This window comes from Bacillus massiliigorillae, from assembly GCF_000380245.2.
Taxonomy (GTDB): Bacteria; Bacillota; Bacilli; order Bacillales; family DSM-1321; genus Bacillus_AD; species Bacillus_AD massiliigorillae.
Genome location: NZ_HG428741.1, coordinates 2844115 through 2863676, shown reverse-complemented (window position 1 = coordinate 2863676; position 19562 = coordinate 2844115). Strand labels below are relative to the sequence as shown.

Here is a 19562-nt window from a genome sequence, read left to right as displayed (position 1 = left end):
TGTCTAACCTTACACCTGCCATGCTCGGTCGTAAGCCAATCTGTTTTGAAAACCAAAGGAGGGTTTTCAAGAACAGCTCGTCTTACGCCTGCCGCATGTCTCCTTTTTGCTTTGTTGTAAAACATGAAGTAAGTGCAGCAATCAAAAAGGACCGGTGCCGGTTTTTCTCTGTCCAACATTACACCTGTCACATTCGGAAATAAGCCAAGTCGTTTTGAAAACCAAGAACGGTTTCGGTGTCTAGCTCCAGCGCCCAGCGACTAGTAGATTTCGCCCATCTCCCTACGATAAGTCAACATCGAATCGGCTACCGCCTCTTCGTGTTTCCTTTATCTCAGTCGAAGTGCTCCAATCTATACGTCGCAAAACGGGCGCTTGCGCTTTTCTTAATAGGGAATGCCCTTTTGCATATAAGGGACTTACCCAATAGGTATTATATAAGAGCTATTTTACAATAAATGTAGGGAATCAATGTAATTGTCATTCATTACATTTTTAAGTTAGAGGTTGATTTGAATGATTAAAAAAATACAATTACCATTACAAACAGTTAACCTAGTGGTTGGATTTATGGTTTGGGTAATTCTTTCATCGCTACTACCATTCATCAAGGAAGATATCTCAATTCCTACGGAAAAAGTAGCTATGATTACAGCTATACCGGTTGTTCTTGGATCAGTACTAAGAATTCCTCTTGGTGCTTATGCAAATTTATTTGGAGCAAGAATTATTTTTCTTGTTAGTTTTATTGTTTTATTATTTCCTGTGTATTTTATTAGTGAAGCTACAACCTATGTTCATTTAATTATGGGCGGTATTTTTCTTGGTATTGGTGGAGCTCTTTTTTCAGTTGGTGTAACTTCACTACCTAAATACTATCCAAAGGAACAACATGGTTTTGTTAATGGAATATATGGCTTCGGTAATATGGGTACTGCTGTTTCTACATTTGCTGCACCTGTAATTGCTACTCAATTTGGCTGGTCAGTAACCGTTAAATTTTATTTAGGTTTACTACTAGTTATGGCCCTTTTAAACTTTATTTTTGGTGATCGACATGAACCGAAAGTAAAAACATCAATGATGGCACAAATCAAGGGTGTATATAATAATGAAAAAATGTGGTTATTTTCATTATTCTACTTTATCACTTTTGGTGCGTTTGTAGCGTTTACAGTCTTCTTACCAAATTTCCTCGTAACAAGCTTTGACCTTGAAAAGGTTAGTGCCGGTGTACTGACTGCGACTTTTATTGTTTTAGCAACATGTTGTCGTACGTTTGGTGGCTGGTTAGGTGATAAATTTGATTGTTTGAAATTATTAATGGGTGTATTTATTGGCACTGTTATTGGAGCAGTTATTTTAGCGATAGCTCCAAATCTTATTACGTTTATTATAGGTATTTTAATCGTTGCTCTTTCTTGTGGTATTGGTAATGGTGTAATCTTTAAACTTGTTCCAACTTACTTTACGAAACAAGCTGGAATTGTAAATGGCATTGTTTCAATGATGGGTGGATTAGGTGGATTCTTCCCGCCATTATTATTAGCAAAAGTTCTATCATTAACGGGATCTTATGCATTGGGCTTCCTATTATTAGCTGTATCAGCTTTTATTAGTTTAATTTTAGTTCTTAAATTAACAAAGCAGGCGAGTACGGAAATAAACGAATCACTTGTTTAAAAATCATATCTTTAGTTGAGGGGCACTTAGTTAATTTCTAAGAGCCCCTTGATTATATAATTAAATATTTATGAAAGGATTAGAATCTGAACAGAAATGAAAAAACAATGAGAAAATAACTATGTCCTTATATTGGGGATAAAAGTTATTGGCAAGGGGTGTATGATGATGAAACTATTAATCCCGAAGCAGCACGGTGCATGGGCAATGTTAGTAATTCCTTTTGTTTTAAGTATGGTAGCTGGGGGATCTACGGTTTGGCACATTTTTCTATTTATGGGCTGGTTTTTTCTATATTTAACTACATATTCTTTTGTAATGTTCCTAAAGGGTAAGAAGAAAGAATATTATAAAAAGTGGGTGATGATCTATGCCTTAGCTGCAATCCTTTTCCTCGTACCAGTAGGAATCTATTGTATGAGGCTTATTTACTTTGGGATAGCGATGATACCATTCTTTTGTATTAATCTTTATTATGCTAAAAAGAAGAATGAACGAGCATTCCTAAATGATGTAGCTGCCATATTTACCTTTTGTATTGGTGGGCTAGCAAGCTATTATTTAGGTGCTAACGAGCTTCATAATGATGCTTGGACTGTATTTATTTATTCTTTTTTATATTTTTTAGGGTGTACACTCTATGTGAAAACAATGATAAGAGAAAAAAATAATGTTACGTATAAATACTATTCATGGATATATCATTTTATCATGCTATTTATAGTAGCTCTCATAGGTCCAGTTTGGATTGTAATCGCGTATCTTCCTAGCGTGCTGCGAGCATGGATTTTATATGGTAGAAAACTATCAGTAATGAAAATAGGTATTATAGAAATCTGTAATTCTGTTTTCTTTTTTTGCATACTTGTCTTTTCTATATGATTAATCTTTTAAGAGAAGCAACCAATTATAGGTAGCTTCTTTTTCGTTAACAAAATTTAGAATAATAAACATATTAAGAATTATATTAATAAATTATTATTTAAGATTTTGCATATTTATAAATTATAATTCAATAAAATATATTTTCTTTATTTAAATAAAGAGAAGTACATAATCTTAGTTTTTGGAGGAGAACATGAAGAAGAGAATTTTACCGTTTGCTGTATTAGCAACATTAGTATCAGGTAGTTTAGTAGCTTGTTCTGATCAGAAAGATTCTGGAGAGTCGACAGGATCAAAAGAACCTACAGTGGATTTGCGAATTGGAACAATCACAGATTTGCATGCTAATCTAATGAATTATGATTATTTCACAACGGAAGAAAATAATAAAATTGGATTAAGTAAATTAACAACAGTGATTAAAGAAGCTCGTAAAGAATCAACAAAAGGAAAAGACCAGAAAATCGATAACTTTATCCTAGTTGATAATGGAGACACAATTCAAGGAAGTGCATTAGGTGATTATTATGCGCAAAATCCATTAAAAGAAGGTCATCCTGTTTATAATACACTTGCAGAAGTGGGCGTTGATGTTGCTTCATTAGGGAACCACGAATTTAACTATGGCTTAGATTACTTAGACAACGTAATTAAAGGTACAAAGGACATGAGTGTAATCAATTCCAATGTATATGATACAGAAGGAAATCACATGTTCAAGCCTTATGAAGTAATCGAAGAAAAAGTGATTGATAGTAACGGTGAAGAGCAAGTAGTAAAAATCGGTGTTGCTGGCTTTGTTCCTCCTCAAATCCTGAACTGGGATCGCACAAAACTTGAAGGTAAAGTAGAAGTGAAAGACATTGCTGAATCAGCTAAAGAAATGGTTGAAATTCTAAGAAATAAAGAAAAAGTAGATATCGTTGTTGCTGTTGCCCACTCAGGTTATGGCGATGAAGAGCATTCAGAGTATGATGAAAATTCTTCATATGAATTAACAAAAACAGAAGGTATCGATGCTGTAGTTGCAGGACATACGCACCAAGCATTCCCTTCGACTGAAGAGAAAATTAACAGCCTTGAAAATGTTGATGTGAAAAAAGGAACAATTAATGGTGTAGCTACTACAATGTCTAATTTCTTCGGTTCTCATTTAGGAGTAATTGATTTAAAGCTACAACAAAAGGATAGTAAATGGACAGTTGTAGATTCTAAGGCTGAGCTTCGTAGTGTAGAAGAAAGTGCAAATGATGAAGATGTTGTAGCATCAGTGAAAGAATATCATGAAAAAACAATTGAGTATGTAAATAGCCCAATTGGAACGATTGATAAAGACATCAATTCATTCTTCGCATTACTTGGTGATAACGAGTCGTTAGATATCGTTCAGCAAGCTCAATTGAATTTTGTGAAAAAAGGAATTGAGGAAGGTACAATGGCAGAATTAGAGCCATATAAAGACCTACCATTAGTAAGTATTAATGCTCCATTTAAAGCTGGTCGTGAAGCGGATAACTACGTAGATATTCCAAAAGGGGAAATCACAACTAAAGACGTTACAAATCTATACAAATACTCGAATAACTTAACAGTTATGAAAGTTACAGGTAAAGATTTAAAAGAAATGCTTGAAAGAACAGCAACAATTTATAACACAATTGATCCTAAGAGCGATAAAGAACAAGAATTAATTAATGATAATTTTGCAACATTTAATTTCAATGTTATTGAAGGGTTGAATTACGAATTTGATGTAACACAAGAGCCTAGATATGATATGGATGGCAAGCTAATTAATGATAAAACAGAGAGAATCTCAAATGCTACATTTAATGGTGATCCTCTTAAAGAAAACCAAGAATTTTTACTTGTAACAAATTCTTATTTCGCTGGTGGTGGAAGTAACTTCCCAGGAACTAACGAAGGTAAAACAACTGTTTACATCTCAACGGATGAAAACAGAGAAGTTGTTGCTCAATACTTAAAAGATAATAAAAATACTATCGTAGAGAAAAGCAACAATTGGAAGCTTAAAACAATTGAAGGCTCAAAAGCTAATGTTGTCTTCTCTTCTAATTCAAAAGGTGAAACTGTTTTAACAGAAGGTTCTCCGATTTCTGTAGTAGAAAAGCAGAAAGATGGATTAACAAAATATAAGTATGATTTAACAAAATAAGAGATTCGAAAATAGGATTTAAGATTTTGGGAAAGGGGCTGAATTTTCAGCTCTTTTTTTTCGCTTAAACGGATGATTAGTAAAGGAAGAAACCTTTAATCAAAGCCTCCTTTTATTGAAGTGATATAATTACTAAAGGAGGGGAGCTCTAATTGATTGTAAAAATAGAATTTACATATGAACAAGATACAGAATATTTGCAATGCCAAACGAAAGTAGGTAGCAAAATATGAAAGCTTCAAAAAGAATTTGATCTATGGATCTATAATAGAGAAAATCAACATCCGTATTGGGAAATGGCGGGAGAAGATGAAAACGGAAAAGAAATTTACGAAGTTTGTTTTAATGGGGATTCGTTTGTGGGTTTTCTTAACAATGTAAGATTTAAGAAACGAAGGAGTGTTGCTAGATTAAAAAGCCGTCCAGATGAACGCGTTAAAAAATCAATAAATTCTTAATCGTTTATAAAAGTGGAAAGAAGTTTTTTTGAAATAGTTTTTGGTAGTTACTTCATATAATGAATTTAAGGAATTTGTATTCGTTGATAATCTTTAAAGAGAATAGGAATTATTACAACTTATGTTGAATACATATAAGAAAATAATATTTTGAACAGTATTGTTTGTGTTAAAAGAGGTGTAATTTAATGAAAGAATTTGTAATAGCAGGTAAGCATGGTTTTGTGAGAATTGAATTAGTAGACTTGTTAAGTCACGCTGAAGATGTAACTATAAATGAAGATACATACTATGTTGAAATTAAGAGTGGTAGTTATTATTCTAAAGGAACGTTTTTATCTTCTTATAACAATCTTGATGAGTTCTATCAGCAGTTAGAAAAATATTATTGTGAGCCTGAAGCGGAAGCGAAATTACATACTTTAGATTCGAATTTAATGTTAGTGGTGAAAAATATGGACGGTAATCAATTTAGTATTGTTGGGGTATATAATGAGTCGCAATTTAAAATAAAAAGTGATCAAACATTTTTAGCTTCTTCTATTCAAGGAATGAAGCAATTTATGCGGAATATGCAGCAATGAAAAATACGAAAGAGGATGTCTGAGGGCGCCCGAAAAGTGATTGAAAAGCACTTTTTGGACAGCCCTTTCTTTGTGGTGTCTAATCTTACACCTGCCATGCTCAGAAATAAGCCAAGCTGTTTTGAAAACCAAAAGAGGGTTTTCAAGAACAGCTCGTCTTATTTTTACCGCATGGCTCTTTTTTGATTGGGAGAAAATCAGGGAGGATAAACATCAATCAAAAAAGACAGGTTGATGGTTTTTCTTATTTTTTTGTCCAAATATTATAATATAAATCTTTAAGTGTTATTTTAATTTTATCTTTTGGAGATAATGAAATTTTATTTTTTTCCTGAAGATTATTTGGAAACAAGAAGAAATAAAATTCATCACCATCTTTATAGTTTAGCCCACTTATTCCATATGCTGACCCTTTGTATGTTTTGCCTTTATACTCTGTTGATAATTTAGCAATCATATTAGATGATAAGGAATTATCTATATTAATAGTGTGTTGTATTCCTGAAATAAGAGAGGCTGAATTTAAGGAATAAGCTCCACTCGATCTAAATCCAATTGAATATCCTCCTGTATTCATACTTCCCGTGCTTTTAAGTGAAGATATATAAATTTTATGTGTTCCATCATTGAATATTGCTTTTCCAATATTACTTTCTATATTAGAAAGGTCAATAACAACGGAGTATTCTCCTTTATTGCGATGGCTGTTTTCATCAGTAAACTTTTTTGTATTGTTTGCGATAGCGGCCATTCCATCTACCCATAAACTAAAAGAACCTGATAACCATAAGAATAGAATAATAGCGGTAAGCATGGAGATAAATAATGCTTTACTTTTAGTGTATATCATTAATAACACACCTCTTCTTTGTGCATTGATTTGGTTATATCCATCTTGGTTGTATATTAAATATATCGTGTTAATACTTTACTCTTTTAATATGATATTCAACAAATTGGGGAAATTGTGTTAAATAAAGTGAAACTTTACACAATGAAATCTTTTAGTGTCAGTTTGTAGTGAATAAAAATGGTATTTATCATAGTCTGTTCATATGTATTTTCATATGCTATTATGTCTGTATAAATTGTAAAGAGGTGCTTTTCATGATGTGTCTCGAAACAGAAAAACTTCGTAGAGAACTTTGCTCCGCACAAACGTATACGATGAAGCGTTGTTCGGAGCTTAATCAGGAAGCGTAACTTCCTATATTCATCGGCTTATAGCTGTCTGAAAAAGTATAGTTAATCTATGCTTATTTGAGTATAACTTCTATTGATATCGGGAGGAAACATATAGTTTCTAAAATTTCTTCATTAGAATATATTTAAAAAAGTGGTAGATTATTATACTTATTTGAGTGCACCTATTAGCCGAAGAATATATAGATTAAAGGCCATAGACGATGCTTTGTCTATGGCCTTTTGTTTTGGATATTTCAAGGAGTGGAGTTTTCTCCAAATTGAAATCGTATTTGTTGTGTTTAAAATCCAACAATACCAACCAAGCAGAGGGCTAGCGTCTAATGACGTTACTCTCTGCTTTTTTATTTTCTATGAAAAGAGGAACAAGAAATGAGTTTACTTGAAGTTAGTAATTTAACACATAGTTTTATCGATAAAACTTTATATCATCAAGCATCTTTTGCTTTATATAAAGGCGAGCATATGGGGATTGTAGGTCAAAATGGAGCAGGAAAATATTCAGATTTTCTCCGTCAAAAAGAGCATTTACGTCAGGACTATATTAGACAATATTATGCTCAACAAAAGAAAATCGAAAAAACAGAAGAATATATCCGAAAGAATATTGCTGGAGTGAACAGTAAAATAGCTCAAGGGCGTAGGAAACAACTTGAGAGAATGGAACGAATTGCGGCACCAACCTTTACGCATAAACCAATTATGAGCTTTAAGGAGCTGCCGCTCACAGTGCATGAAGCACTTGAAGTAACTAATTTAGAAATTGGATATAATGATGCACTTTTACCTCCATTAAATTTTATTGTTGCGGGAGGTCAGAAACTTGTTATAACAGGCTTTAATGGAATTGGAAAATCAACGTTATTAAAGACACTTGTAAAGCATATTTCAGCTTTTTCAGGAACTTTTCAGTTTGCTGAGCAAGTGAAAATTGGATATTTTGAACAAGACTTATCATGGGAAGATAATATGAACACACCCATTCAAATTATGTCCGAACATTATCCAAAACTAGGGGTGAAGGAAATTCGACAACAATTAGCTCGATGTGGTGTGAAAAGTACGCACACTACACAAGCAATTGGAACATTAAGTGGTGGAGAACAGTCAAAGGTGAAACTATGTAAATTACTACTCTCACCCTGTAATTTTCTCATACTGGATGAACCTACGAATCATTTAGATGCTGAGACAAAGGAAGCTTTACAAAAAGCATTAATTCAATTTCAAGGAAGTATTTTACTTGTTTCGCATGAAGCGAAATTCTATCAACAATGGGCTGACCAACTTCTTAATATAGAAGATTTAATGTAAGGCTTGTAATGAAATTCATTGAGAGTTTAATAGGTGGGGGACGTTCACTCCCATCTATATTAGTAAATAAAAATGGAATCAATATTAATTAGGAGTGCTTCTAATGGAAAATAACATTTGGAAAAGGAAGATTACATTATTATTAACAGCTCAAACAATCTCTTTGTTCGGGTCATCACTTGTGCAGTATGCAATTATTTGGTATATCACACTTTCTACCTCTTCAGGGATGATGATGACTATATCCACTGTTTGTGGATTCTTACCTCAAATCGCCATATCCATATTTGCGGGTGTTTGGGTCGATCGTTACAATCGAAAGAAATTAATAATGTTGGCAGATGCTATCATTGCCTTTGTAACTTTGCTTTTAGCTATCTCATTCTTAATGGGCGATGAAAATATTTGGTTACTTTTTGTTGTGTTACTTATTCGTTCAGCAGGTACGGGATTACAAACACCAGCTGTAAATGCAATTATTCCACAAATTGTTCCTCAAGATGATTTGATGAGAATAAATGGTATTTAAAGTACAATTACATCTTTAATTATGTTTCTCTCCCCTGCAGTGAGTGGTGCAATTCTTTCATTCACAACAATTGAAGCGACATTCTTTATTGATGTTATTACAGCGATTATTGGAATTAGTATTACGCTTTTCATTCCTATAGCTACACTTGCTAAGATCTGTACTGAAGAGAAGTCTCAAATTCAGAGCATTAAGGAAGGGTTTATTTATTTAAAAGAAAATGGTTTTATTAAATATTTGCTCATATTTATTTCTGTCGTGCTTATTTTAATTAGTCCATCTGCTTTTTTAACACCTCTTATGGTAAGTCGTTCATTTGGAGAAGAAGTATGGAGACTATCAGCTAGTGAAATGACATTTAGTGCAGGTGCAGCGGCAGGAGGAATACTTATTGCGGCTTGGGGTGGATTTCGTAATCGCATGCACACAACAGTTTTAGCATGTTCGGGTTATGGATTATTAATGATTGGTTTAGGTCTTTCATCGATTTTTTTGGTTTACTTGATTTGTAACTTTTTAATTGGAATTACGATGCCTGTTTTCAATGCTCCAATCACTGTTTTATTACAGGAGAAGGTAGAGCCTTCTATGCAAGGGAGAATGTTCAGCTTATTGCAAGTATCTACGTCATGTGCGTTACCATTCGGAATGATGATATTTGGACCGATGGCTGATTTTGTACGAGTAGAAACGATACTTGTAGGTGCTGGCATACTTGTTTGTGGTTGTGCAATCTATGCATTTTTCAATAAACGTTTTTCTATATAGGTAGGTTTTAAAAGATAAGAAAGTATATAAATTCGAACCTAAATCGCTGTCTAGCTTCAGCGCCCAGAGACTAGTAAACTTCGCTCTCCTCCCTACGTAAGTCAACATCGAATCGCCTATCGGCTCTTCGTGTTTCCTTTATCTAAAGGGGGAGAGCTCCAGTTTATACGTCTCTAAACGGGCGCTTGCGCTTTTCTTAAAAGATAAAAAAAAGTATATAAATTTGTACTGTGTCTAGCTCCAGCGCCCAGCGACTAGTAGATTTCGCCCATCTCCCTACGATAAGTCAACATCGAATCGCCTATCGGCTTCTTCGTGTTTCCTTTATCTCAGTCGAAGTGCTCCAATCTATACGTCGCAAAACGGGCGCTTGCGCTTTTCTTAAGTAGACTGAGATTCCGATAATATTTCTTAATATTCGACGATAGTATCTGAGGTTTTGTCGTTTATTGGTGTACGATTGATACAGGAATCACATAGTTTATATGGAATTAATAGTGTAATAGATATGCGGAAAGGGTGGTTCTTATGAATAATTTATTATCCGTAAGTGATATTGAAAAAATCACGAATATACCAAGTTCAACGATTAGAAGATATGTGAGAAATCATCGTGAATATATCGATTCGAAAAGAAAAGGTAATCTTCACTTTATTTATGAAAGTGCGATACCAGTTTTAGAGAAAATTCGCCTACATTATGAAGAGGGGAAAAATCATGCTGAAATAACAGATATTCTTAAAAGTGATGTAGTAGATGAAATTAATCGTAATAGTTCAAAAGCTGTGAGTACCAATATGAAGAAACCAGATGTAGAAGATATAGAGGTCATGGAAGAAATTGTAACGAGGGATGAAGGCGTATCTAATGAAGCAGTATTGGCTATCCAATCCAGTGTAGAATCTATCGAAAAGAAACAAATGCAATTATTGGAAGACTTAATGTTACAAGTGAAGCGAGTAGAGGAAAGTAAATCTTTCGCTATCGAGCTACTAGAAAAGCAAATTGAAAGTAAGAATGACAGAATAGCGGAATTAGAGGCGAAAATAAAAGGCTTTGAAATTATGCTTTCTATGAAAGAAGTAGCGGCAACAAGTATGGATACACCACAAGAACTAGAAGCAACAACTGATGAAAAAGTGGTAGAAAAGAAATCGCTATATAATCGTTTATTTAAAATAAATAAAATGATGCAAAAAAATGCTTAGTTTCCCTTTTGTACTATTGGTACCTAAGTTTGAAATGAGCCTGTAGGAAAGAAGGATCAGCTGAATGGGGTTGAAAACCAAATATAGCTTATTTGATATAGAAGAAAACAACGATTTTATCCTGAGATGTTGCTTTCTTCTATTTTATATTGTAAAGATATAATCGATTGTGATGTCGTAATAATTTAGTTGTAGAATAAATTAGTGCTATCTCGCTGTAAGATCTCTGTGTTATATCTGAAGGAATTAATTGCTGTTTTATTATACATATTTTATAATCGTTAGAATATTAATTTTTCTCAGAAAAACAAACTTTAAGTATTGAATAGTCGTAACATAGGGGGAATACGCGTGAAAAAAAGGTTTTTCATTACTGCTTTGTTAATGCTAATTGTAATTGTTGGTATCAGCATATTTTATATAAACGCACAAAGAAATGTTGGAAATAAAGAAAAAGTATCTACTGATAATATAGGGACATCTACTTCAACTGTTGTTAAAGATTTAGATGAAGCTGATGGTGTTAATTTGACGCTTGAAGCATCGGAGCAGGACGTTGTGACCGCTATGCACCATATGTCTCATCAAAAAGTAATAGCTGAACAAAAATGGGGAGCTGTTCCATTAACAGAAGGAAACATTAAACTAGTACATGAAATCATAAGTAATAGTGAGTTTAAACATAAGGTATTTCTTATGGAAATATCCGAACGATGGCTAAGTAAAGATTTTAGTACAATAGATGATGACCACAATTATTTTTGGAAATTACAAGGTGGAACTGTTGGAAAAGCAAAAGGAATTATGACAAAAGAGCAAGAAGAAGCATATATTGAAAAGAACTTTTGAAAGTAGTGTACTACCAATATCATATCGGTAATCAAAAAAGGCAATTCCTTATTCATTTAAAGGAATTGTCTTTTTTAGTGATTGCTATAATATTTCTTCTGGATTTCTCAATGCTTAATACAATTAGTCCCAATAGTTTGTTATTTTGTTTACATGATTTTTACTAGGTTAATTGACAATTAACAAACAATATAATAATATGTTTGTTATTATATAGACGAATATTATTTTTGTTTGTATAAAATTATTATGAGGAGTGTTTGAAAGTGTTTCGGAAATTAAAAGTAAGGCATATAAGAAAGGAGGTGGAGCTTTAATGACTACTTTGAATAAAGAAGAGCATCCAATATCTTTAACCAAATCGATGTTTTCTTTTCTTATTCCGATTATTGTTGCTAATATTCTACAATCAGTAGGGCAAGTGTTCGGGATCATAGTAGTTGGGCAAACGCTTGGTGTAGATTCTTTAGCAGCTCTTTCGGCCTTTTTTCCATTATTATTTTTACTTATTTCATTTGCCATCGGTATAGGTTCTGGAAGTTCGATTTTAATCGGGCAAGTATATGGAAGTAGGAATATACCAAAAATGAAGGAAGTTGTAGGGGTAACACTTGCTTTTACAATGATTATTTCAGTTGGTGTTGCTATTTTGGGGGCACTATTTACTGAGGATATTCTTAGAGCTATGGGAACACCTAACAATATTCTTAGTGAAAGTGTTAGTTATGCACAAATATTATTTTGTACATTACCGATCACCTTTTTGTATATGGTATATACAACCTTTATGAGAGGAGTAGGAGATTCTAAAACACCATTTTATTTTTTATTGATAAGCATTATATTAAATATCACTTTATTGCCTATTCTTATGTTTGGCTGGTTTGGGTTACCTGAATTCGGTTTAAATGGTGCTGCTTATGCCGTTGTATTATCTAACTTCATAACCTTAATACTTCTTTTACTGTTCTTACATAAAAGAAATCATGTACTAAGAATAGATAAAGTGATAATGAGTCATTTTCATTTAAAAGGAGCAATATTGAAAAACCTATTGAAGTTAGCGGTTCCTACAAGCATCAGTATGGTGGCATTATCTATGTCAGAAATAGCTGTTATCACTTTTGTAAATAACTATGGTTCAAATGCAACCGCAGCATATGGAATTGCTAATCAAATTGCGAGTTATGTTCAAATTCCTGCAATGAGTATTTCCATCGCAATTTCAGTATTTGTAGCACAAGCAGTAGGAGCAGAGAAAACTTCTAATATTAAACAAATTACAAAATTAGGCATAACATTGAATTATCTTCTGGGAGGAGGATTAATTCTTATAGTTTACTTGCTAGCTAATCCTATATTGAAAATCTTCTTGAATCACTCAGAGGCTATAGAGATTGCGCGAAGTCTAATTCTTATCTCATTTTGGAGTTATGTTATTTTGGGACATACGCAATCTATATCTGCAACGATGAGAGCGACAGGAACGGTTTTGTGGCCAACGTTGTTTACGATTTGTAGTATTTGGCTTATTGAAGTACCAGCTGCATACTATTTATCACATTACACAACACTTGGCATTAAAGGTGTTTGGTTCGCTTATCCACTCGCGTTTATAGTTAATCTTAGTATTCAAAATTTGTATTATCAATTAATTTGGAAAAAGAAATCATTAAAAGTTTTAGTTGGGTAAGTAAATTGAGGTCGAACTCCTTGTGAGGATTAATAAGAATAAAAAGAGCGATACTGTTTATAGTATCGTTCTTTTTGGGTTTAAGTGTGATTCTTTGAAACGTGGTGTTAGTTCAATTTTTTCTAAATTAGATTAATATTGTATTATGCTGGTATCATCTAATAATTATTTCTGTGATACATGTTTAGAGGGATTAAACAGATGAAAAATAAAGGATTGAAAATAATAATTACTACTTTAGTATTATTGGCACTAATAGCTAGTTCGGTAGTTTATTATTTGAGCCAAAACATTAAAACAATAGGGTATGTAGTAGAGGCAAGAGATAATCGTATTATGATCATTTCAGAGAAGGGGTATAAAAAGTTTGAAGGTAATGTACCTAGTGATTTAAGAGAAGTAAAGGATGAAATGCTATCAGAATATACGACATTTTATATACCAAAGTTTAATAAGCTAATTGGTTCAACATATGATAAAAATGAGAAAATAAAAGTGTATTGGGAAGGTATTGTATTAGAAAGTCTTCCGGTCCAAATTCCTGGTACTAACCTTATAAGAAAAATTGAATAAATGATTTTTCAGGAAAAAAGATTAAAGTATAGTCATTATTGCATAGACAGTACATTCTGAAAAAATATCTCTAAATCGAGACAAAATGTTTGATATTTTATCAATTGAGTAGTAAAGTGATAGCAAGCTTAATAAAAGTGAGGTGCACGAAAATGAATAGAAACACATTAAGTTCTTTAATATGGCTTCGTTTAGCCCGTTTTGCGTCACATAGTAATCATCTTTCAAATGAGTATTTAAAGCGTTTTAATTTAACTGCTGCTCAATTTGATGTGTTAGTCCAAATTCAAGTGTACCAGCCTATTACTCAATCAGAGTTGGCAGAGAAAATTATTGTGACACAAGGCGGAATTTCGAGAATGCTTGTACGTTTAGAAAAAGAAGGATATATCGTACGTAAGCAAGAATGGAAAACGAAATATATCTGTTTGACGGACAAGGGAAATGAAATCATTGAACATACAATGCCACATCAACTAGTATTTCAGTCATCATTCTTTGATGATGTATTGAGTGAGGATGAAAAGAAAACATTGTATAGCCTTATATCTCGTGTTCAAAAAAGTAGTTTGAAAAAAGAATTGCCACCAGAGTAATTTTTTTAGTATCACTTGACTAATCAAGTTAATAAAAGGAGGAAGGATTATGTATACAATTCCTGGTCATCATCATATTTCTATGCTTACTAAGAATGGCCAAATGAATAGTCAGTTCTATCGAAAAGTTTTAGGGATGCGTATGGTGAAAAAAACGGTAAATCAAGATGATCCCTCCATGTATCATCTATTTTATGGAGATGTAACAGGAAGCCCTGGAACAGAATTGACATTTTTCGAAATGCCAATGGCAGGAAGAACGGTAAGAGGAACTAATGCTATTACTCAGATTGGTCTATTAGTAGCAAGCTTTGAAAGTCTTGAGTATTGGAAAAGACGGTTCGAACAACTTGATGTTAAGCATGGTGAACTAACTTCTTACGCTGGACGTGACGCTTTGCATTTCGAGGATCATGAAGGGCTGCGCTTCGTGCTATTAAATAATGAAGGTGGAGAAATACCTGAATATTGGCAAGCATGGGATGGTTCGGTTGTTGAAGAAAAGCATCGTATTTTAGGGATGGGTGCTGTTGAGATTACTGTTCGTCATATTGAAAGTACAGCGAAAACATTAACAGAAATGTTTGGATTTGTTGAGTTATCTTCAAAAGAAGGTGAAGCAATCTATCAATCTATTCCAGGAAAAGCTTATGGCGAAATTGTCCTAAAACAATTGGATGGACCAAGAGAAAAACCTGGACGAGGCAGCATCCACCATTTAGCACTTCGTGTTAAAAATATAGAAGAGCTACAATACTGGTCTAAGAAGGTGGAGGAAAAAGGTTTCCAGTCATCTGGAATAGTTGATCGTTTCTATTTCCAAAGCTTGTATTTCCGTGAAAGAAACGGCATTTTAATTGAAATTGCTACCGACGGACCAGGGTTTACTGTGGATTCAACTGTTGAGGATTTAGGAAAACAATTAGATTTGCCACCTTTTTTAGAAGCTAGACGGAATGAAATTGAAGCAAAGCTAGCGCCGTTAGATATATAAAGGAGAGGATAACATGGAGCAATACCGGATTAATACGAATGATGGGATTGAATTTGGTTTATATACAATTGGTGATCATCTGCGTGATCCACTTTCAGGCGACTTAATCAGTGCTGAACAACGTATTCAAGAAATTATTGATGCGGGTGTATTAGCAGATGAAGCGGGGATAGATGTTTATGCTGTTGGCGAAAGTCATCAATATATGTTTACGACACAAGCGCATACAGTTATTTTAGGAGCGATTGCGCAAGCAACAAAGAATATTAAAATAGCGAGTTCGGCAACTGTGTTAAGTACATCTGATCCAGTTCGAGTATACGAAGATTTTGCAACACTTGATTTAATTTCAAAAGGTCGTGCAGAAATCGTTGCGGGGCGTGGTTCTCGTGTTGGAGCATACAGTTTACTTGGATACGATGTAAATGATTATGAAGAACTGTTTGAAGAGAAAATGGAGCTTTTATTAAAGCTGAACAAAGATGAGAAAGTGATATGGGAAGGAAAATTCCGTGCACCTTTAAAAAATGCACAAATTTTACCGCAACCTCAAAGTGGAAAATTACCGATTTGGCGTGCGGTGGGAGGACCTCCAGCTAGTGCAATAAAAGCAGGAAGAGCGGGTGTTCCGATGATGCTTACAACTTTAGGTGGCCCAGCTACTACATTTAAAATTTCAGTAGATGCTTATCGACAAAGTGCTGAACAAAGTGGGTTTGATCCGCAAACACTTCCAATTGCGACTACAAGCTTATTTTATACAGCAGAAAACTCACAAGATGCATTAAATGAGTATTACCCGTATATAAATAGTGGTATGTTGAGTTTAAAGGGAGGCGGGTATCCTAAAGAGTATTTTGCACAAATGTCAGATTATCGAGAAGCGTTGATGGTAGGTAGTCCACAACAGATTATTGAAAAATTACTGTATCAATATGAACTATATGGACAACAACGTTTCATGGCACAAATTGATTTTGGTGGAATACCGTATAGTAAGATTGTTAAAAATATTGAGTTGATTGCTACAGAAATTGTTCCGGCCGTTAAAAAATATACAGCTAAGAAAAAGGAAAAGTGAAACTGTAACATTTAAGTCAGTAGATGCATTAACTAGTAGTACAAAAAAGAAAGAAATATTTATCTAATTTTTTTAAGTTATTATCTCGAACCGAAGAATTATTAAGTCGTTATATGTAAAGGGGAATATTATGTCAATTTTATCAATAGTTTTACAGGTTATTTTAGGAATAGGATTTATTATGTTTGGTTATCAGAAATTCACATCTGAGGCTATGAAGCAAGGATTTGAATATTTTGGTTATAGTGATGGCTTTCGATTATTTACTGGTTTCTTTGAAATAGCTTCAGCTATTGTAATTCTTGTAGGAATTTGGGTAACATCACTAGCAACTGTGGGTGGAGCAATGATTGTTGTAACAATGATTGGTGCTATTATGACACATGTGAAAATGAAAGATCCATTCAAAAATATGATGATGCCGATACTATTATTAGTATTAGGAGCAGTTGTTACAGCACTGAACTGGTCAGCATTGTTCTAATGGAAAGTGTTCCATAGAATGTATTGGATAGATATATTATAAAAAAGCAATTCTTCGTTAAGAAGGATTGCTTTTTCGTGTTGCAAAGAATGAGGTAGTTATATACTTTCGGAGTGTAAAATGAGAAATTTCAGCTAAAATGATAGGAAATGAAAACAACTCTCGTATTAATAGATGACAAGGTTATTAGGAAGGTGGGAGAAAATTGGATGATGATTTGATTATTACATATATAACCCGAAGAAAAGAGAAGGGATTAGAGCTGTTGATTGATAGCTATGCCGGATTAGTTACGTCAATCATTAAAAAGCATTTAGGAAGTTTACAAAATTACGTAGAAGAATGTGTAAATGATGTGTTATTAGCGGTTTGGAATAATATTAGTCGCTTTGATAAAAGTAAAAATTCATTTAAAAATTGGGTAGCAGCGATTGCGAAGTACAAAGCCATTGATTATAAACGTAAATATGCAAGCGGCATGATGGAACAAAGCTTGGTGGAGATTGAAGAATCAGTGCAACTAAATAAAAATACTATCCAAAATGAAATTAAAGCTGAAGTAGATGAATTATTACATCATTTAAATGAAGATGATCGGGAATTGTTTGAGAAGTATTATTTAGAAGGAGTTCAACTTGAAGACATTGCGAAGCGCAAGAAAGTTTCTATTAGTAATTTATATAATCGTCTTTCGAGAGGAAGAAGGAAATTAAAGAATTTTTCAAATAACCGAACTGAAGGAGGGGTATAAAATGAAGAATGAATATGATTTACTCAACGGCGCCCACACTGATCTAAATGAGTATGATGATATTGAACTAACTGATATTGAGAAGCAAAAATTAAAAAGGAATATGCAAAAAAAAATAAAGAGTACTCCTGTTAAAAAAATTTATAAAAAGCCGCTTATTGTAGCAGCACTATCCTTAGCTGTATTAAGCCCTGTGATTCTGAGCAATGAACGAGTTCTGGCTTCAATTGCACGAATAGGACAACAAATTGAGATGTTTATTAATAAACCAGAAGATAGTTTTAATGGTTATAAGAAGACAATTAGTCAAAGTGTTGAAGACCGAAACATACAAGTGACAATGAATGAAATAATGTTAGATGATGGTCAGATTTTGCTTAATATGAATGTGAAGATGAATGAGGACGAAAAGAAGAAATTAGGCATTAATCCGAAATCTTATATTCAACCGGGAGAGGTTAAAATCGGAATAGATGATATGGAATTCTTTGACTCAGCATCTAGTATACAAAGAGAAGAAAATGCTGATGGAAGTTGGGATTATTTATATAAGAAAAGATTGGATAGAGCAGATACAAACGGAGATGGATTATTAGATATTGAACAATACAATGTTTTGGATAGTATAGACCCTGAAAAAGATTATACAGTAAAAGTTAGTTTTAATAATATGGAGTACGAAAAAGTACCGTTACAATCAGGTAGATATTCTGATTTCATGGGCGAAATCAAAGGAAATTGGACATTTGAGACGAGCATAAATGGTTCAAAAATTAAATCAGATACGCGAGTGTATAGTGTAAATAAAAAAATCCCAATAAAGGATAAAGAAGTGGAAGGGATTCTAACTATAAAAGAGATACGAGTATCTCCTGTTTCTCTAAAAATAAGTCATACATTTGAATATTCAAAAGGATATAGAGATGGAAGTATTCCGATTCATGTAGACATAATGTTGAAAGATGAAAATGGTAGAAAACTAGTTGGATCAGGTACTGGTGGAGGAAATCATATTATGGAAATGACAAACGAATATGAAGTTGGTGAAGATTTACAGAAGATAACTATTACTCCATTTATATCTGATCATGATAAAGAAACTACTCAATACTTTGATAATCAGTCATTTGAAGTTGACTTAACAGGGGAAAAGTAGAGTATATAAGTATTCATATTTGGTATAGATGGCACAAAAAGGTAGTCTAATAAGAGTAGACTGCCTTTCTTTTATAAATATTTTTTAAAAGATGTTATGTATGTAAATAATGATCTTTATCTAATTTTTAAGAAAATTTAGACTAAATTAAGCGCACGCAAATTGTCGATGATTAATAGCCTCTTTATGAGTTTGGCGATTTCTTTTAATAACCGTTTTTAAAATCCATTTATCATGATTATTTACAAAGATAAATTCTTTACTATTACGAGTGAATACGTGACGAGTATTGCCATTATTAATAATTCGAGTGATCTTTGTAAAATGCAAATCATTTTTTATATGTCTAATTACGTCTGCTTTATTGTATCCAACTCGTTCTATGTATCTTTCTAATGCATGATTTGTAATAATAAAATGATCAAACATGGCTCTCAGTCCCTTCTTATTAATATGTTCCCCAATTTGCTAGTTTTCTAACTTCTTATTTAATAATTTTTAGCAGCATTTTAATTTGCTTTAGAAAATATTTTTAGAAAGCTGCCTTAAAGTTATATTAGAACATACGCAAGTTAG

Annotated in this window: 16 protein-coding genes and 2 pseudogenes; 16 read left to right on the top strand and 2 right to left on the bottom strand. The window is 33.1% G+C overall.

What is annotated here, in order from left to right; genetic code table 11:
• The first annotated feature begins 516 nt into the window (after nucleotides 1–516).
• The 4 genes from TX86_RS13295 to TX86_RS13280 all read left to right on the top strand — a co-directional run bounded on the left by TX86_RS13295 (nucleotide 517) and on the right by TX86_RS13280 (nucleotide 5786).
• The gene (locus TX86_RS13295; protein WP_042349269.1) at nucleotides 517–1683 is read left to right on the top strand and encodes a nitrate/nitrite transporter; all 1167 of its coding nucleotides are present in this window, start codon (nucleotides 517–519) and stop codon (nucleotides 1681–1683) included.
• 168 nt (nucleotides 1684–1851) lie between these two features.
• Nucleotides 1852–2565, top strand: coding sequence for a YwiC-like family protein (locus tag TX86_RS13290; protein ID WP_042349268.1), 714 nt, complete (start codon nucleotides 1852–1854; stop codon nucleotides 2563–2565).
• Nucleotides 2566–2761: 196 nt separating this feature from the next.
• Nucleotides 2762–4744, top strand: a complete 1983-nt coding sequence (locus TX86_RS13285) for a bifunctional 2',3'-cyclic-nucleotide 2'-phosphodiesterase/3'-nucleotidase (RefSeq protein ID WP_052343662.1) — start codon at nucleotides 2762–2764, stop codon at nucleotides 4742–4744.
• Between the two features lie 646 nt (nucleotides 4745–5390).
• Entirely contained in the window at nucleotides 5391–5786 is a 396-nt protein-coding gene (locus TX86_RS13280) for a hypothetical protein (protein WP_042349266.1), read from the top strand.
• Nucleotides 5787–6030: 244 nt separating this feature from the next.
• Here the strand turns inward: TX86_RS13280 and TX86_RS13275 are convergent, their stop codons facing one another.
• On the bottom strand, nucleotides 6031–6636 hold the full coding sequence (locus TX86_RS13275) for a hypothetical protein (protein WP_042349265.1): 606 nt from the start codon (nucleotides 6634–6636) through the stop codon (nucleotides 6031–6033).
• A gap of 845 nt (nucleotides 6637–7481) precedes the next feature.
• Here TX86_RS13275 and TX86_RS13270 point away from each other — a divergent pair.
• From TX86_RS13270 to TX86_RS13215, 12 genes and pseudogenes are all read left to right on the top strand, one after another.
• A pseudogene (locus tag TX86_RS13270) lies at nucleotides 7482–8303 on the top strand (ATP-binding cassette domain-containing protein); the annotation flags it as partial.
• 103 nt (nucleotides 8304–8406) lie between these two features.
• Nucleotides 8407–9600 (top strand): annotated as a pseudogene (locus TX86_RS13265) (MFS transporter).
• Between the two features lie 528 nt (nucleotides 9601–10128).
• Nucleotides 10129–10809 carry a hypothetical protein gene (locus TX86_RS13260; RefSeq protein ID WP_042349264.1) on the top strand — a complete coding sequence of 227 codons (681 nt, stop codon included), beginning with the start codon at nucleotides 10129–10131 and terminating at the stop codon, nucleotides 10807–10809.
• A gap of 351 nt (nucleotides 10810–11160) precedes the next feature.
• Nucleotides 11161–11658 (top strand): DUF6241 domain-containing protein, encoded by a 498-nt coding sequence (locus TX86_RS13255; protein ID WP_042349263.1) that lies wholly within the window; start codon nucleotides 11161–11163, stop codon nucleotides 11656–11658.
• A gap of 316 nt (nucleotides 11659–11974) precedes the next feature.
• Complete coding sequence (locus TX86_RS13250; protein ID WP_042350471.1) at nucleotides 11975–13351, top strand: MATE family efflux transporter; 1377 nt, start codon at nucleotides 11975–11977, stop codon at nucleotides 13349–13351.
• A 201-nt stretch (nucleotides 13352–13552) separates the two neighbouring features.
• On the top strand, nucleotides 13553–13924 hold the full coding sequence (locus tag TX86_RS13245; protein WP_042349262.1) for a DUF3221 domain-containing protein: 372 nt from the start codon (nucleotides 13553–13555) through the stop codon (nucleotides 13922–13924).
• 152 nt (nucleotides 13925–14076) lie between these two features.
• Nucleotides 14077–14520, top strand: a complete 444-nt coding sequence (locus tag TX86_RS13240; protein ID WP_042349261.1) for a MarR family winged helix-turn-helix transcriptional regulator — start codon at nucleotides 14077–14079, stop codon at nucleotides 14518–14520.
• Between the two features lie 49 nt (nucleotides 14521–14569).
• Nucleotides 14570–15514 (top strand): ring-cleaving dioxygenase, encoded by a 945-nt coding sequence (locus TX86_RS13235; protein ID WP_042349260.1) that lies wholly within the window; start codon nucleotides 14570–14572, stop codon nucleotides 15512–15514.
• A gap of 13 nt (nucleotides 15515–15527) precedes the next feature.
• Nucleotides 15528–16595 carry an LLM class flavin-dependent oxidoreductase gene (locus TX86_RS13230; protein ID WP_042349259.1) on the top strand — a complete coding sequence of 356 codons (1068 nt, stop codon included), beginning with the start codon at nucleotides 15528–15530 and terminating at the stop codon, nucleotides 16593–16595.
• 130 nt (nucleotides 16596–16725) lie between these two features.
• Complete coding sequence (locus TX86_RS13225; protein WP_042349258.1) at nucleotides 16726–17079, top strand: DoxX family protein; 354 nt, start codon at nucleotides 16726–16728, stop codon at nucleotides 17077–17079.
• 205 nt (nucleotides 17080–17284) lie between these two features.
• A complete protein-coding gene (locus TX86_RS13220; RefSeq protein WP_042349257.1) occupies nucleotides 17285–17830 on the top strand; it encodes a sigma-70 family RNA polymerase sigma factor in 546 nt (181 codons plus the stop codon).
• 1 nt (nucleotide 17831) lies between these two features.
• Nucleotides 17832–18986, top strand: a complete 1155-nt coding sequence (locus tag TX86_RS13215) for a DUF4179 domain-containing protein (RefSeq protein WP_042349256.1) — start codon at nucleotides 17832–17834, stop codon at nucleotides 18984–18986.
• A 147-nt stretch (nucleotides 18987–19133) separates the two neighbouring features.
• On the opposite strand, the gene TX86_RS13210 is transcribed toward TX86_RS13215, so the two are convergent.
• Complete coding sequence (locus TX86_RS13210; protein WP_042349255.1) at nucleotides 19134–19415, bottom strand: hypothetical protein; 282 nt, start codon at nucleotides 19413–19415, stop codon at nucleotides 19134–19136.
• Between the last annotated feature and the right edge of the window lie 147 nt (nucleotides 19416–19562).

What these genes read in the sequence shown, in the direction of transcription:
- TX86_RS13295 (WP_042349269.1), top strand. Translation starts at nt 517, where the DNA reads ATGATTAAAAAAATACAATTACCATTACAAACAGTTAACCTAGTGGTT.
- TX86_RS13250 (WP_042350471.1), top strand. Translation starts at nt 11,975, where the DNA reads ATGACTACTTTGAATAAAGAAGAGCATCCAATATCTTTAACCAAATCG.
- TX86_RS13230 (WP_042349259.1), top strand. Translation starts at nt 15,528, where the DNA reads ATGGAGCAATACCGGATTAATACGAATGATGGGATTGAATTTGGTTTA.
- TX86_RS13275 (WP_042349265.1), bottom strand. Translation starts at nt 6,636, where the DNA reads ATGATATACACTAAAAGTAAAGCATTATTTATCTCCATGCTTACCGCT.
- TX86_RS13260 (WP_042349264.1), top strand. Translation starts at nt 10,129, where the DNA reads ATGAATAATTTATTATCCGTAAGTGATATTGAAAAAATCACGAATATA.
- TX86_RS13285 (WP_052343662.1), top strand. Translation starts at nt 2,762, where the DNA reads ATGAAGAAGAGAATTTTACCGTTTGCTGTATTAGCAACATTAGTATCA.
- TX86_RS13280 (WP_042349266.1), top strand. Translation starts at nt 5,391, where the DNA reads ATGAAAGAATTTGTAATAGCAGGTAAGCATGGTTTTGTGAGAATTGAA.
- TX86_RS13245 (WP_042349262.1), top strand. Translation starts at nt 13,553, where the DNA reads ATGAAAAATAAAGGATTGAAAATAATAATTACTACTTTAGTATTATTG.
- TX86_RS13240 (WP_042349261.1), top strand. Translation starts at nt 14,077, where the DNA reads ATGAATAGAAACACATTAAGTTCTTTAATATGGCTTCGTTTAGCCCGT.
- TX86_RS13290 (WP_042349268.1), top strand. Translation starts at nt 1,852, where the DNA reads ATGAAACTATTAATCCCGAAGCAGCACGGTGCATGGGCAATGTTAGTA.
- TX86_RS13215 (WP_042349256.1), top strand. Translation starts at nt 17,832, where the DNA reads ATGAAGAATGAATATGATTTACTCAACGGCGCCCACACTGATCTAAAT.
- TX86_RS13235 (WP_042349260.1), top strand. Translation starts at nt 14,570, where the DNA reads ATGTATACAATTCCTGGTCATCATCATATTTCTATGCTTACTAAGAAT.
- TX86_RS13210 (WP_042349255.1), bottom strand. Translation starts at nt 19,415, where the DNA reads ATGTTTGATCATTTTATTATTACAAATCATGCATTAGAAAGATACATA.
- TX86_RS13225 (WP_042349258.1), top strand. Translation starts at nt 16,726, where the DNA reads ATGTCAATTTTATCAATAGTTTTACAGGTTATTTTAGGAATAGGATTT.